At 71.6% G+C, this 14,097-nt stretch carries 12 protein-coding genes and 4 tRNA genes; 12 read left to right on the top strand and 4 right to left on the bottom strand.

Annotated elements, in window-relative coordinates; genetic code table 11:
* Positions 1 to 78 precede the first annotated feature (78 nt).
* The 4 genes from QQS16_RS20730 to QQS16_RS20715 all read right to left on the bottom strand — a co-directional run bounded on the left by QQS16_RS20730 (position 79) and on the right by QQS16_RS20715 (position 2,059).
* Positions 79 to 152, bottom strand: a tRNA-Phe gene (locus tag QQS16_RS20730).
* Positions 153 to 176: 24 nt separating this feature from the next.
* Positions 177 to 251, bottom strand: a tRNA-Asp gene (locus QQS16_RS20725).
* Positions 252 to 289: 38 nt separating this feature from the next.
* Positions 290 to 362, bottom strand: a tRNA-Glu gene (locus tag QQS16_RS20720).
* 80 nt (positions 363 to 442) lie between these two features.
* The gene (locus QQS16_RS20715; protein ID WP_286063327.1) at positions 443 to 2,059 is read right to left on the bottom strand and encodes a metallophosphoesterase family protein; all 1,617 of its coding nucleotides are present in this window, start codon (positions 2,057 to 2,059) and stop codon (positions 443 to 445) included.
* 86 nt (positions 2,060 to 2,145) lie between these two features.
* Here QQS16_RS20715 and QQS16_RS20710 point away from each other — a divergent pair, with 86 nt between their 5' ends.
* The 12 genes from QQS16_RS20710 to QQS16_RS20655 all read left to right on the top strand — a co-directional run bounded on the left by QQS16_RS20710 (position 2,146) and on the right by QQS16_RS20655 (position 13,858).
* Positions 2,146 to 2,496 carry a metallopeptidase family protein gene (locus QQS16_RS20710; protein ID WP_286063326.1) on the top strand — a complete coding sequence of 117 codons (351 nt, stop codon included), beginning with the start codon at positions 2,146 to 2,148 and terminating at the stop codon, positions 2,494 to 2,496.
* A gap of 111 nt (positions 2,497 to 2,607) precedes the next feature.
* On the top strand, positions 2,608 to 3,129 hold the full coding sequence (locus QQS16_RS20705) for a hypothetical protein (RefSeq protein ID WP_286063325.1): 522 nt from the start codon (positions 2,608 to 2,610) through the stop codon (positions 3,127 to 3,129).
* Positions 3,130 to 3,440: 311 nt separating this feature from the next.
* On the top strand, positions 3,441 to 5,639 hold the full coding sequence (locus QQS16_RS20700; RefSeq protein WP_286063324.1) for a DEAD/DEAH box helicase: 2,199 nt from the start codon (positions 3,441 to 3,443) through the stop codon (positions 5,637 to 5,639).
* Between the two features lie 285 nt (positions 5,640 to 5,924).
* Entirely contained in the window at positions 5,925 to 6,206 is a 282-nt protein-coding gene (locus tag QQS16_RS20695) for a hypothetical protein (RefSeq protein WP_286063322.1), read from the top strand.
* A 32-nt stretch (positions 6,207 to 6,238) separates the two neighbouring features.
* A complete protein-coding gene (locus QQS16_RS20690) occupies positions 6,239 to 6,862 on the top strand; it encodes an FG-GAP repeat domain-containing protein (RefSeq protein WP_286063321.1) in 624 nt (207 codons plus the stop codon).
* A gap of 90 nt (positions 6,863 to 6,952) precedes the next feature.
* The gene (locus QQS16_RS20685; protein WP_286063320.1) at positions 6,953 to 8,506 is read left to right on the top strand and encodes an amino acid permease; all 1,554 of its coding nucleotides are present in this window, start codon (positions 6,953 to 6,955) and stop codon (positions 8,504 to 8,506) included.
* 109 nt (positions 8,507 to 8,615) lie between these two features.
* Positions 8,616 to 8,688 (top strand) — tRNA-Lys (locus tag QQS16_RS20680).
* 137 nt (positions 8,689 to 8,825) lie between these two features.
* On the top strand, positions 8,826 to 9,428 hold the full coding sequence (locus QQS16_RS20675; RefSeq protein ID WP_286063319.1) for a PH domain-containing protein: 603 nt from the start codon (positions 8,826 to 8,828) through the stop codon (positions 9,426 to 9,428).
* A gap of 394 nt (positions 9,429 to 9,822) precedes the next feature.
* Positions 9,823 to 10,287, top strand: a complete 465-nt coding sequence (locus tag QQS16_RS20670) for a hypothetical protein (RefSeq protein WP_286063318.1) — start codon at positions 9,823 to 9,825, stop codon at positions 10,285 to 10,287.
* Between the two features lie 7 nt (positions 10,288 to 10,294).
* Positions 10,295 to 11,908: a hypothetical protein gene (locus QQS16_RS20665; protein WP_286063317.1), complete on the top strand. Its 1,614-nt coding sequence runs from the start codon at positions 10,295 to 10,297 to the stop codon at positions 11,906 to 11,908.
* A 43-nt stretch (positions 11,909 to 11,951) separates the two neighbouring features.
* Positions 11,952 to 12,662 (top strand): ABC transporter ATP-binding protein, encoded by a 711-nt coding sequence (locus QQS16_RS20660; protein ID WP_286063316.1) that lies wholly within the window; start codon positions 11,952 to 11,954, stop codon positions 12,660 to 12,662.
* The gene (locus QQS16_RS20655; protein WP_286063315.1) at positions 12,659 to 13,858 is read left to right on the top strand and encodes an FtsX-like permease family protein; all 1,200 of its coding nucleotides are present in this window, start codon (positions 12,659 to 12,661) and stop codon (positions 13,856 to 13,858) included. Before QQS16_RS20660 ends, QQS16_RS20655 begins: the two co-directional genes overlap by 4 nt.
* Positions 13,859 to 14,097 lie beyond the last annotated feature (239 nt).

The following is a 14,097-nucleotide window of genomic DNA, read 5'->3' as shown; positions in this document are numbered from 1 at the left end:
GTACGGATCTGACGTACGAATCCGACGGATGAGGCCGACATGCAAGAAGGCCCCGATCCGGGGATCGGGGCCTTGCTGTGGCTGGGGCCGGGGTCGAACCGGCGACCTATCGCTTTTCAGGCGATCGCTCGTACCAACTGAGCTACCCAGCCACGAGGCTTCCGGGGAAACCTCAGCGGTCCTGACGGGATTTGAACCCGCGGCCTCCACCTTGACAGGGTGGCGAGCACTCCAAACTGCTCCACAGGACCAAGCTGTTGTGTACGACAGTGTCGCACACGGTACTGCGTGCCCCCAACGGGATTCGAACCCGTGCTACCGCCTTGAAAGGGCGGCGTCCTAGGCCGCTAGACGATGAGGGCTATCGGCCCGCCTGGGCGCTTTGCAGCGCGTCGGGGACGTGTGAAGCATAGGCGATGGCGGGAGAGATCGCCAAAACGGTTTACGGGGCGGTGGGGGAGGGGGCGGGTGAGGACGGCCTCGGGGTCGTGGACGGGGTCCCGGAGGGGGACGAGGACTCGGACGGGGACGCGGTGCCGCTCGGCTGGTTCTCCTCCACGAGGTGGCGGCTGACCTCGGCCGTCGTCAGGCCGAGGCCGCCCAGCTTGATCTCGTCCCACGCCTGGAGGCGACGGCTGTCGCGGTCCATGTAGAGGATCGACGCCTCGATGGGGTCGGGGTACTTGCCCTCCACGGCGCGCAGGCCGCTGCCGCCGGTCGAGCCCTCGATCCGCAGCCGGGTGCCGTACCGCATGACCTCCATCTCGTTGTGGTGGACGTGGCCGGCCAGGACCATCGGGACCGTGCCGTCGACCTCGCGGGCCGCCGACGGTTCGTGGGCGACGGCGATGTCGACGGGGGTGCCGGCCGCCCGCTGGTCGCGCAGGGCCGAGGCCAGGCGGGCGCCGGCCAGCTCCTGGGACGCCTCGGCGCCGGGCCGTGCCGAGCGGTCCGGGGTGAACTGGGGGTCGCCGATGCCGGCAAACCGCAGGCCCGCGACGGTCTCGGCCCGGCCGTCGTCCAGCACGTGCACGTTCTTCATGCGGTCCAGATAGCGCTGGGTGATCATCGAGTCGTGGTTGCCGCGCACCCAGACGTACGGCGCTCCGAGGTCCGCGACCGGGTCCAGGAAGCCGTTCTCCGCCGCCGAGCCGTGGTCCATGGTGTCGCCGGAGTCCACGATCACGTCCACCTTGTACTGCTCCACCAGCGAGCCGATGATCTTCCAGCTCGCCGGGTTGAGGTGGATGTCGGAGACGTGCAGGACGCGGATGGTGGACGGGTCGGGCGCGTAGGCGGGGAGGGTGGAGGTGGCGTCGTACAGCTTGGTCACGTTCGTCACCAGGCGGGCCAGTTCCTTCTGGTAGACGTCGAACTCGGTGACGATGCTGCGCGCGTTGCCGACGAGGGACGGGGCCGAGGAGAGCAGGCCCGAGAACCTCGGCTCCAGGACGGACTCGGGGTTCCAGGTGGCGTACGCCGATCCGCCCGAGGCGGCCAGGAGGGTCAGCGCCAGGCCGCCGGCCGCCAGGGCGCGGCGCGGACGGCGGTAGACCGCGAGGCCGAGGGCGGTGGCGCCGGAGACGACGGCGACGCAGGAGCGGACGGCGAGGTCGAGGGTGCCGTGCCGCACGTCCCGGCTGACCTCGTCCTGGAGGCCGGTGAGGCGCTCGGGGTGGTCGACGAGGGCCTGTGAGCGGACCGGGTCCAGCTGGTCGACGTTGACGTCCAGGCGGACCGGGGCGTGGTGGCTGTCCAGTTGCAGCGCGCCGAGCGGGGAGACGTTGATCTTCGTGCCGCCGGTGAGCGACGGGCGCAGGGTCATCGTCGTGTCCATCGGGCCGACCGGCGTCCGTACGTTGCCGACGATCAGCAGGCCCAGCCAGGCGCCGAGCACGACGACCGTGAGGAGACCGAGGGCACGGACCCAGGGGTGCGACTGGGGGACGAGTTCGACGGCCGGGTGGGGCCGGCGGGTGCGGTAGTGCCGGACCAGGGCACGCGGGGCTCTGCGGAAAGGGTGCATGAGTGTGCGGACGGCTACGGGGACGCGGGCCATTGGTCGCGTATGCCCAAGTCCGCGCGTGGCTATGCGGACGTGCGCATCACTCTCCCCCGGACGCCACGTGCCGGACAATGGGCTCTGTGCTGGAGATGACGCGTGAGGAGTTCGAGGAACTGGTCGCCGAGGCCCTGGACCGGATCCCGCCGGAGTTGACGCGGCTGATGGACAACGTCGCGGTGTTCGTCGAGGACGAACCGCCGGCGGACGATCCGGAGCTGCTGGGGCTGTACGAGGGGACTCCGCTGACCGACCGGGGGGAGTGGTACGCGGGCGTGCTGCCGGACCGGATCACCATCTACCGGGGGCCGACCCTGCGGATGTGCGAGACGCGGCAGGAGGTCGTCGAGGAGACCGAGGTCACGGTCGTGCACGAGATCGCGCACCACTTCGGGATCGACGACGCCCGGCTGCACGCACTGGGGTACGGGTGAGGGGCGGTACGGGACGGGACCGGGACCGTTCGTCGCGGGGCGCGTGTCCTCTTGTGGGCGGCGGGAGTTGAACAGGTTGACTCCTTCACCCTCCACCGGAGGTGGCTGCTCGTGCGCCCCTTGTACGTACCCGTCCGTCTGGCCGCCACGGTCATGGCCGTCGCCGCTGCCGCCGGCTGCATGAGCGTGGGCGACGACGGCGGGGGTGGCAGCGCGAAGCCGTCCCGGTCGGCCGGGCCCCGGGGTGGTGAGGCGCCCGACGGCGGGGTGGCGGGGACGGGCGGCGGCGTGGGGGCCGACGCGGCGGGCGGCCACGGCAAGCGCGGGCACGGCAAGCACAAGAAGGGCAAGGGCGAGTCGGCCGGGCCGTCGGTCTCGCCGTCGGCGAAGGCCAGCGTGTCGGCGTCGGCCGGTGGCCGGCCCCCGAAGCCGCCGAAGCCCGGGGAACCGTCGCCGACCTGGGCCGAGCCGACGCCCACGCGGACGGTCGAGCCGCAGCCGACGCCGACCCCGCCGCCCGCCTCGCCGACTCCCGAGCCGACGGTCGCCGAGCCGTCGTCCTCGGCGCACGAGCCGCCGGCGCCGCAACTGGGCGGGCGGGAGCCGGCGCCGGAGGCGGGGGCGCCGGTGTAGCGCGGGTGGGGGCGCCCGCGTAGCGCGGGAGGAACGGGTCGCCGGTGGCCGGGGCGCGAGGGGTGCCGGACGGTGTCCGAGGCCGGGAACAACCGGTGTGGCCCGCGCTGATACGGCTCAATTTGCCTTCAGGGGGCGTGGGTGCGTATGGTGGTAGATCGTTTGATCCCATTGCCCGGCGCCAACGCAGAGCGCGCCGTGTGGCGCGTACTCTCTCCCTTGCCGTGGCGGACCGCATAGAGGCGGTCGTATTGCGAAACACGGAGTTGACGGGCGCGTGCCGACGAGACTCCGGAAGGTTTCGCATACGCATGTCCATTTCCCTTACTGATCACGCTGTCGCGCCCGAGAACGGCGAGAACGACGAGGCGACCGGGACCCCCGAGGTCACCTTCGCCACGCTCGGTCTCCCCGAGGGCGTCGTGCGCAAGCTGGCGCAGAACGGCGTGACCGCCCCCTTCCCGATCCAGGCGGCGACCATCCCGGACGCCCTGGCCGGCAAGGACATCCTCGGCCGCGGCCGCACCGGCTCCGGCAAGACCCTCTCCTTCGGTCTGCCGCTGCTGACGCGCCTGTCCGAGGGCCACACGGAGAAGAAGAAGCCCCGCGGCATCATCCTGACGCCGACGCGTGAGCTCGCGATGCAGGTCGCGGACGCCCTCCAGCCGTACGGCGACGTGCTCGGCCTGAAGATGAAGGTCGTCTGCGGCGGTACGTCGATGAGCAACCAGATCTACGCCCTGGAGCGTGGCGTGGACGTGCTGGTCGCCACGCCGGGCCGGCTGCGCGACATCATCACCCGCGGCGCCTGCTCCCTGGAGAACGTCGAGGTCGCCGTTCTCGACGAGGCCGACCAGATGTCCGACCTGGGCTTCCTGCCCGAGGTCACCGAGCTGCTCGACCAGATCCCGGGCGGCGGCCAGCGCATGCTGTTCTCGGCCACGATGGAGAACGAGATCTCCACGCTGGTCAAGCGCTACCTGACCAACCCGGTCACGCACGAGGTCGACAGTGCCCAGGGCAACGTCACGACCATGTCGCACCACATCCTCATCGTGAAGCCCAAGGACAAGGCGCCGGTCACCGCCGCGATCGCCTCCCGCAAGGGCCGCACGATCATCTTCGTCCGCACCCAGCTGGGCGCCGACCGCATCGCCGAGCAGCTCTGCGACGCCGGTGTGAAGGCCGACGCGCTGCACGGCGGGATGACGCAGGGCGCGCGTACCCGCGTGCTGGAGGACTTCAAGAAGGGCTACGTCAACACGCTCGTCGCCACCGACGTCGCCGCGCGCGGCATCCACGTCGACGGCATCGACCTCGTGCTGAACGTCGACCCGGCCGGTGACCACAAGGACTACCTGCACCGCGCCGGCCGTACGGCCCGTGCCGGCCGTACCGGAACCGTCGTCTCGCTGTCGCTGCCGCACCAGCGCCGGCAGATCTTCCGCCTCATGGAGGACGCCGGCGTCGACGCCGGACGGCACATCATCCAGGGCGGCGCGGCCTTCGACCCGGAGGTCGCCGAGATCACCGGCGCCCGGTCGATGACCGAGGTCCAGGCCGAGTCCGCGGGCAACGCGGCGCAGCAGGCCGAGCGTGAGGTCGCGGACCTCACCAAGCAGCTGGAGCGGGCGCAGCGGCGCGCGGTCGAGCTGCGCGAGGAGGCCGACCGGCTGGTCGCCCGGGCCGCCCGCGAGCGCGGTGAGGACCCGGAGACCGCGGTGGCCGAGGCGCAGGCGGCGCTCGCCGCGGCGGTCGAGGTGTCCGTGCCGGAGCAGCCGATGGCGCAGGACGTCGACAAGGCGGAGCGTTCCTTCGAGCGCCGGGACAACGACCGTGGCGGGTTCCGCCGGGACGACCGCGGTGGCAACGACCGTGGCGGCCGTTCCTTCGAGCGTCGTGACGACCGGGGTGGCTTCAACCGCGACCGTGACGGTGGCCGCGAGGGTGGCCGTTCCTTCGAGCGCCGGGACAACGACCGTGGCGGGTTCCGCCGGGACGACCGTGGCGGCAGCGACCGTGGCGGCCGCACCTTCGAGCGTCGTGACGACCGGGGCGGGTTCAACCGCGACCGTGACGGTGGCCGCGAGGGTGGCCGTTCCTTCGAGCGCCGGGACAACGACCGTGGCGGGTTCCGCCGGGACGACCGCGGTGGCAACGACCGCGGCGGCCGCACCTTCGAGCGTCGTGACGACCGCGGTGACCGTGGTGACCGCACCGACCGCCCCGCCCGTTCCTTCGAGCGCCGGGACAACGACCGTGGCGGCTTCCGCCGCGACGAGCGTCCGGCCGCCGGCCGCTCCTTCGAGCGCCGTGACGACCGGGGCGGCCACCGTGGCAGCGACCGTCCGTTCAACCGCGACCGCCAGGCCGACCGCCCCGGCTTCCGCCCCGGCGGCCACGACCGTCCGACCAGCCGCCGTGACGACCACCGCACCACCGGCACCGGCACGGGCACCGGCTCCTTCGGCCGCCGTGACGACAAGCCGCGCTGGAAGCGCAACGGCTGACCCCTCGCCTGAGTAGCGCACGCGCCGTGGCCCCCACCGATCCGGGTGGGGGCCACGGCGTTCTCTCGTGGACCAGCGCACTCGCGCACGCGGCACCGGACCGGAAAGCCTTGGCCATGACTCTGTCAAGGAACTGAAGGATCCAGGTGAGGCCAAGCTCGGCGACGGATACGTCGTCACGCACGACAAACGGGCCGGGAAGCTGACGCTCACCACGGTCACCGGCGGGACGGCCGCCGGCCGGGTCATCGGGGACCTGCCGACACGGGTGTCTCGCAGCGGGACGTGCGCTGGACGGTCGACGAGGCGGGCGCCAACGCGTTCGGCACCGACCCGGGGAACACGTTCCTGCCGAACGGCTCGTACGACTGGACGCTGGCCGTCACGCCGGCCGACGGTGTCGGAGGCCCGCTGGAACTGAGCGGCTCGGTCGCGCTGCGCGGCGGCAGCCCGGTACGTCACGACCACCTCGGCGGCGACGCCACCGGTGACCTGCTCACTCTCGACGCCTCCGGCGGCCTGACCTTCCACCAGGGCACCGGCAAGGCGCCTTCTCCGGGAAGGTGACCGCTACGGGGTGGGCGACGACGGTCAGGGCGGTGCCGTTCGGTGATCTGAGCGGGGACCGCTGCAACGACGTCCTGGTGCGGTACAGCAGCGGTGCGTTGCGCCTGTACAAGCCGGGCTGCGGTGCCCCGGTCAAGCCGTCGGCGCCGTACACGTCGCTGGGCACCAGCGGCTGGAGCCAGTACGAGGTGCTGACCTCGCCCGGTGACGTCAGCGGGGACGGCCGCCCGGACCTGCTCGCCCGCGCCACCTCCACCGGCACGCTCTACCTGTACAAGGGCACCAGCACGGGCAAGCTGTCCGCCCGGGTGAAGCTCTACGACAACTGGAAGACGTACAAGAAGATCGTCGGGGCCGGTGACCTGAACGGCGACGGCATCGGCGACCTGCTGGTCCAGGACACCGCCCACACCCTGTACCGCTGCTGCGGCAAGGGCGACGGTACCTTCGCGGCCCGCACCAGGCTGTTCACCAACTGGGGCGGCTCCTACAACACCGTCGTCGGCGTCGGCGACATCACCGACGACGGCAGGGCCGACCTCGTCTCCCGCGACAGCGGCGGCACCCTGTGGCGCAACAACGGCGACGGCAAGGGCTCCTTCGGCGCCCGCGCGCAGCTCGGCACCGGCTGGCAGGGCTACAAGTCCCTGACCTAGAGGCTCTTGAGCCACAAGGCGGGCAAGGACGGTCGTTTCTCGCCAAGTTGTGACGTGTGTCACGCCCCCGGCAGGGGAATTGCTGGGGGCATGACAGATGACGCCACAGCGAGCGGGCACACCGGTCTCTCGGGTCTCTCGGACGAGGAACGGCTTGCCCAGCTCGGCTACACGCAGGTTCTCGCCCGCCGCATGTCGGCGTTCTCCAACTACGCGGTCTCCTTCACGATCATCTCGGTCCTGTCGGGCTGCCTGACGCTGTACCTGTTCGGGATGAACACCGGCGGCCCGGCGGTGATCACATGGGGCTGGGTGGCCGTCGGCCTGATGACGCTGTTCGTCGGGCTGGCCATGGCCGAGATCTGCTCGGCCTACCCGACGTCGGCGGGCCTGTACTTCTGGGCGCACCGCCTGGCCCCGCCCCGGACCGCGGCCGCCTGGGCGTGGTTCACGGGCTGGTTCAACGTGCTCGGCCAGGTGGCGGTGACCGCCGGCATCGACTTCGGGGCGGCGTCGTTCCTCGGCGCGTACCTGAACCTCCAGTTCGGCTTCGAGGTGACACCGGGCCGGACGGTCCTGCTGTTCGCCGGGATCCTGGTGCTGCACGGCCTGCTGAACACCTTCGGCGTCCGGATCGTCGGGCTGCTCAACAGCGTGAGCGTGTGGTGGCACGTGCTGGGCGTGGCGGTGATCGTCGGCGCGCTGACCTTCGTCCCCGACGAACACCAGTCGGCGTCCTTCGTGTTCGGCGAGTTCGTGAACAACACCGGCTGGGGCAGCGGGGTCTACGTCGTGCTGCTGGGCCTCCTGATGGCCCAGTACACCTTCACCGGCTACGACGCCTCCGCCCACATGACGGAGGAGACCCGCGACGCGTCCACCGCGGGCCCCAAGGGCATCGTCCGCTCGATCTGGACGTCCTGGATAGCGGGTTTCGTGCTGCTGCTCGGCTTCACCTTCGCGATCCAGTCGTACGACGGGGCCCGCACCTCGCCGACGGGAGCGCCGCCGGCCCAGATCCTGCTGGACGCCCTCGGCGCGACGGCGGGCAAGCTGCTGCTGCTGGTGGTGATCGGGGCGCAGCTGTTCTGCGGCATGGCGTCGGTGACGGCCAACAGCCGCATGATCTACGCCTTCTCCCGAGACGGGGCGCTGCCGTACTCGCGGGTCTGGCACACGGTGAACCCGCGCACGCGCACACCCGTGGCGGCGGTGTGGCTGGCGGCGGGCGGCGCGCTGGTGCTCGGTCTGCCGTATCTGATCAACGTGACGGCGTACGCGGCGGTGACCTCGATCGCCGTGATCGGCCTGTACATCGCCTACGTCATCCCGACCCTGCTGCGCCTGCGCAAGGGCGAGGACTTCGAACGGGGCCCGTGGCACCTGGGCCGCTGGTCGCGGGCGGTGGGCGTGGTGGCGGTCGGCTGGGTCGGCCTGATCACGGTCCTCTTCATGCTGCCGCAGGTCTCCCCGGTCACCTGGGAGACCTTCAACTACGCCCCGTTCGCGGTCCTCGCCGTCCTCGGCTTCGCGGCCACCTGGTGGTTCGCCTCGGCCCGGCACTGGTTCCTCAACCCCGACCACGAGCGGACCCTGGCGAGGGAGGCGGCCCGCGTGAACACGCCCGAACCGGTCGATCCCTGATACTCCGGGCCCACCCCGGCCCCCCGTTCCCCTCCGGCACGGCCGTGTCCCCGATACCCGATCGGCGACACGGCCCCGTGCGGCTATGCTCGGGGTGGCAACATCGCCTGGGCCCTTAGCTCAATTGGCAGAGCAGTGGACTTTTAATCCATTGGTTGTGGGTTCGAGTCCCACAGGGCCTACCGGAGAGCCCCCACGTCAGCGGGATTGACGCGGGGGCTCGGCATTTTCTCGGGGGCCGGGCGGGGGCTGGGCGCGGGCGCGTTGCTGATCGGTGTGGTCGGTACGAGCCGGCCACGTAATCAGGAGGGGGGACGCCATGGTGGCGTTCAGCGTGCGGCCGGACATCGACGCGGCGGCGGAGAAGCTGTCCAGCGCTTTCGGGGCGAAGCGTGAGATCCAGAGGCTGCCCGGAGTGCTGTGGGAGGGTGAGACGGTCGAACTGCTCGCCACGGGGGTGTATGGCAAGGGCAACGGCCTGCTGGCGATGACGAATCAGCGGCTGGTCTTCTACTTCCACGGGGTGATGTCCCAGAAGGTGGAGGACTTCCCGTACGGCCGGATCACCTCGGTGCAGTGGTCGGGCGGCATGCTGATGGGCACCCTGACGGTGTTCGCGTCGGGCAACAAGGCCGAGATCAAGCAGGTGCCGAAGGACCAGGGCACGGCACTGGCCGATCTGCTGCGCCAGCGGATCTCGGGCGTACCGGCGGCGCAGCCTGCGGCCTCCACCCCTGCCGCTGCTCAGGCCCAGGCCCAGGCTCCGTCTCCTGCCCCTGCCCCTGCCGCGCCGGCTGCTCCGGCCTCCGGAGGACAGGACGTGGCCGCACGTCTTCAGACGCTGGAACAGCTCCGGACGCAGGACCTGATCTCGGACGAGGAGTACACCGAGCGACGCACCCGGATCCTCGACAGCCTGTAGACCCGGACAGCCTGGGAGGGCTCCTGAGACGACGAAGCCCCGGCCGGGGGAACCGGGCCGGGGCTTCGCCACGTATCCGCGTGATGCGGCGGTCGCCGGTGGGTCACCCTCAAGGGTGAACGTGGGTCACGGCCCGTGGCTTGAACGGGCCGCACCCAGGCAGCACCGGCCTGTGCAGGGCGCCCCACTGCACGTCGTGCCCCTGCATCGGGGTGTCTCCCCACGTCACTTTTCAGTCGATCTTGGTTGCTCTTGCCGCCTATACACTCCGACGTCCGGCTGAAGGCGACATATCGGTCGATGACGGTGAACGTCACCTCGCCGGACCGTGGCTTGTCGCCGCGGGGACAGGGTGAATCGGCGCGCGCGTGCCATGCAGATGGGGAGGACACAAGTGAAGAGGATCCTGCTGACCACCGGGCTTGTGGGGATCATGATGGCGGGGTCGGCCACGCCGACCGTGGCCGTCTCCGATGTCGGATCGACGCCGTTGCCCGGGACCGGCGCGAAGGTCGTCGTCAGTGCCTGGCATTGCAACGTCTACGCCGACAAGTGCTCCTTCAAGACATCCACCAAGACGACGAAGGGTGGCGCGAGGTACAAGGTCAACAAGATCAGCAACACGGCGACCGTGAAGGCCAACGGTTGGCAGGCGACCCTCGCTCTCAGTCCGAGCGGCACGCACGTGAGCGAGAACACCCGGCAGGTCAGCTGGACCAACAAGAACACCTGGATCGCCGACATCAGCGGCATCGCCGATCCGGGTGGATCACTGAACACGAGCATCACCACCTGCTCCGACGGAGGTGCCTTCAAGGCAGGGGTCAAGGCGTTCGCGTCGGCCTGTGCCAACGACTGAGCGCCGCATGAGGAACAGCCTCCTTCCCGGGCGGACGGGACGTCACCGGCCCGGGCTCGCCTTCGCAGCGCTGGTGCTCGCCACAGTGGCCGTCGGTGTCTCGACGTTCGGCGGCGGCACGGTGGACCGGCCGGATCGGGTCGGCGGCGATCTGGCCGAGCAACTCGATGCCCTGCGCGGAGCGAATGACCTGGTACGCGCTTCTCGAGTCGACGTCGGACGTGATCCCGCGCTGTACCCGACGGCGTACGGGCGTCTGGAGGCCGCGCTTGCGAGGGGGTACCGGCCCGACGAGCCGGTGCCCGACATCCGCCCGGACGCCCTGACGCATCTCGCTCGTACCGATGCCCTGGACAGCCCCGCCTGGCAGGCGCACTACGTGTGCCTGTCGCTGCGGGGCTCCGACGGAGCAGACGCGGCGACGGTCTTGGAGCGGGCCGCACTGCGGGGACGAGCGGAGCGCGAAGCGCTCGCCTATCTGCGCGCGCCGGACGACGAGGACGATGCTCTGACATCGCTCGCCACACGTGCCGCCTTCCTCCAGACGCTGACCTGCCTGGGCCGTGACGACGAGGTGCCCCGCGCCGTTCTGGCGCGTCTCGCGTCGGACACCGCTCTCACCGCCCAGCCCGTACCGGTGCTCTACGCGGTCGAAGCGCTGCGGGCGGCCGGAGTACGTGCCCGCGCCACGCGGGCTGTGCGGAACGCCGATGCCCTGCTGAAGGCCGAGTGCGCCGGTCTCGACCCCATCCAGCGCGCCGCGCTGTCCCTCCTGCGCCATCGGCTGACGCGGCAGTCGCGGGACTGCCTGCTGCCCTCGCTGCGGGACTCCGACACGCAGACTCGGTGGCTGGTCCGGCGGGCGCTCACCATCGACCTCGCCCAACGGGCCGCGTCACTCCCCGCTCCGGTGGGCCGTGTCCGGTCCGACGGCCTCGTCGCCAGGTCTCCGGCTCAACTGGGCACGCTGACCGCGACCTACAACGCCGCGCGTGCTCTGACCGCCAGTGCCCAGCAACGACACACACCGCACTGGCTGCGGAAACGGCTGGAGCGTCTGGGCTCGGACAGCACCCTCGACCCGTCCGATCGACTCCTGCTCGCCATGACGTGCCACCGGTTGTCCCTGGTCTGTGGACCACAGGCGGAGCGGGGGAGCAAGGAGGCGGCCGGACTGGAGGTGCCGGCACGACTGACGGAGGAGAACCAGCGCCGTTGGTACGGGGTCATGACGGCGCGCGCCGAGTTCGGTCTGCGTTGCCCGAGCACCTCGGTCGAGTCGGCGAAGGCCGAGGGCGCCGCACTCTCCTCCCGCTCGCTGGACATCGTGGTGGCACTCGTCGACGCGGGCTGTGCGGATCAGGCGGAGCGGCTCACCGAGGCGACCGATCTCGTCGCACAGGCCCGCACGGCCCTGCGTACGGGGGACCTGTTGACCGCGTCCGACGCGGTCCAGGCAGCCCTCGCCTCCGGCCAGAGCATTCCGCAGGCGTTCTGGGACGAGCTTCCCGCCCTGCTGGAGCGCTACCGCGACGCGAAGTTCCCCGACCTCTACGCCGCGTCTCCCGGCGGTGCCGCTTCGGCGGACGCCACCAGAGCCGCGTACTACCTCCTCGCCTGACCTCGCGGCCTTCCCCGTTCCTCTTCCAGAAGGACATCCCCGTATGCACACCGCCTCTCCACCCGCCGTCGTGGCCGAGGGCCTGGCTTTCGGCTACTCGTCCGGCGGGGGTCTGACCCGTGCGGATCTCACCCTCGACACGGGAGTGATGGCCGCCGTCGAGGGACCCTCCGGGTCCGGCAAGAGCACCCTGCTCGCTCTTCTCGGACTGATCCTCTCGCCGGGCGCGGGCTCCCTGTACATCTCCGGTACGGACACCGGTGCCCTGTCCCAGGCCGAGCGGGATCTCCTGCGTCGCCGCTCGATCGGCATCGTCCTACAGGATCTGGGGCTCCTGACCTTCCTCAACGCCTGGGAGAACGTGGCCGCCGCCTTCGGCCCCCCGCTCGCCCGACACCGTACGACGGCCCGTGCGCTGCTCGGCGACCTGGGTCTGGCACAGCTGGCCGATGCGCCGGTCACCGAACTCTCCGGCGGACAGCGGCAACGGATCGCCGTCGCCCGGGCGGCCGTGAAGCAGCCGGTGCTCGTGCTGGCCGACGAGCCGACCTCGGGCCTCGACCCCAGGACCGCGAACTCCGTGATCCAGGCCCTGCGTTCGTGCGCCGACCAAGGAGCGGCCGTGCTGCTCGTCACGCATGACCCCGCGGTCGCCGCGAGCTGCGACCAGCGTTACGTCCTCGACGAGGGAGTGCTGACGACCGCCGCTCGGGAGACCTCCCGCACCAACGCCTGTGGGGAGAAGCTGGGATGAGTCGGTGGAGTCTCTGCACCTGGGTGCGGGACGGGCGTTCGCTGCGGCGGGCGGTGCCCACGCTCACTCTGCTGGCCGCGGTGCTGACCGCCTCCGCGGGGGTGGCGGCGGGAGCCGCCGGTGCTGTGCAGCGGGACGTCCTGGGGTCGGGCGGGCTCACCCAGATCGAGCTCTCCTCGTTCGAGGGGGACGCGTCGGTCCGGCCGCTCACCACCTCCGCGTTGCGGGACGCCGGGAACGTGCCGGGCGTGCGGCACGTCGTCGCCGACTACCCCGGCACGCTCTACGCCGAGGAGCAGGGGACGTACGACCTGACCAGCCGCACGCTGACGCCGGGCGACGATCTGCCGGTCACCGAGGGCGACCTGCCCGCCGGACTCGGCCGGGACGAGGTGGTCCTGCCCGCCGCCGCCCAGGGAACCGACTTCGGCCCGCTGCTCGGCCGGACCGTCGGCTTCGGGTACACGAAGGCGACCGGGTCCGGGTCCGGCGCCACCGACGTCATCACGCTGAAGGTCGTCGCCCTGTACGACCCGAGCTGGCAGGCCGACGGGCCCGGCGCCGCCTATCTCGCGGAGGACACCGCCGCGCTCCTGGCCGCGGCCCGCGCCGGCCTGGAGCCGGAGCTCTTCCGGGAGAGGGAGGGCGCGCGGTCCGCCGTGGTCGTGGTCGCTCACCAGAGGCAGGTGGCCGGCGTCGTCAGGGCGCTGCAGGACGGCGGGTTCTCGGCGTCCGCGGTGTCCGACCGGGTTCGCCACCTGCCCGGTCTGTTCGGCGCGGCGGACCTCGCGATGCGGGCCGGGGTCCTGGTGCTGGCGGTGGGTGCCCTCGTGCTCGGTGCCGTCCGGGCCGCGGACAGCGCGCGGGCCCGGACCGGTCAGTTCGCGGTGCTGCGGATCCTCGGTTCCGGACGGCCCGAGCTGCGCCGGATCCTGCTCGGGGAAGCGGTCCTCTCCGGTGGAGCGGCCGGGGTGGCCGGCGTGGCCCTGGGCACGGTTGTCTCCGTCGCGCTGGCCGGTCCGCTCAGTGACGTGCTCGGGCTGCCCATCACCCGCACGGACGCCCTGCCCGGGGCGGGATGGGCCGCGGCGGCCCTGGTGCTGCCCGTCGCCGGGCTGGCCCTCGGCACCCTCCTCGGCAGCCGCGAAGCGCTCCGCCGGGATCCGTACCTCACGGCACGGGCACACGCCGGCTGACCGAGGGGAGGACGGAAGGGCGACTGCCCCGGGGCTGGCCGGCTGACGCCCGGGGCTGGCCGGCTGACGGTGCCCGGGCCTGGCCGGCTGGCGGTGCCCGGGGCTGGCCGGCTGACGGTGCCTGGGGCTGGCCGGCTGACGGTCCCGGGCGACAGGAGCGGCTGGGAGCAGGGGGGCAGGGGGCTGGGACGGCTGTACGAAGGCAGCAGGGTCGGCCCCTCCGCGCACCGCCGGCCCAC

It is taken from the genome of Streptomyces sp. ALI-76-A (assembly GCF_030287445.1).
GTDB lineage: Bacteria > Actinomycetota > Actinomycetes > Streptomycetales > Streptomycetaceae > Streptomyces.
The sequence above is the reverse complement of the archived record's forward strand: the minus strand, read 5'-3'. Positions and strand labels throughout refer to the sequence as shown.

Excerpts from the sequence above, each read along its gene's own strand:
- QQS16_RS20685 (WP_286063320.1), top strand. The coding sequence starts at position 6,953 with ATGACAGATGACGCCACAGCGAGCGGGCACACCGGTCTCTCGGGTCTC.
- QQS16_RS20675 (WP_286063319.1), top strand. The coding sequence starts at position 8,826 with ATGGTGGCGTTCAGCGTGCGGCCGGACATCGACGCGGCGGCGGAGAAG.
- QQS16_RS20655 (WP_286063315.1), top strand. The coding sequence starts at position 12,659 with ATGAGTCGGTGGAGTCTCTGCACCTGGGTGCGGGACGGGCGTTCGCTG.
- QQS16_RS20660 (WP_286063316.1), top strand. The coding sequence starts at position 11,952 with ATGCACACCGCCTCTCCACCCGCCGTCGTGGCCGAGGGCCTGGCTTTC.
- QQS16_RS20665 (WP_286063317.1), top strand. The coding sequence starts at position 10,295 with ATGAGGAACAGCCTCCTTCCCGGGCGGACGGGACGTCACCGGCCCGGG.
- QQS16_RS20700 (WP_286063324.1), top strand. The coding sequence starts at position 3,441 with ATGTCCATTTCCCTTACTGATCACGCTGTCGCGCCCGAGAACGGCGAG.
- QQS16_RS20715 (WP_286063327.1), bottom strand. The coding sequence starts at position 2,059 with ATGGCCCGCGTCCCCGTAGCCGTCCGCACACTCATGCACCCTTTCCGC.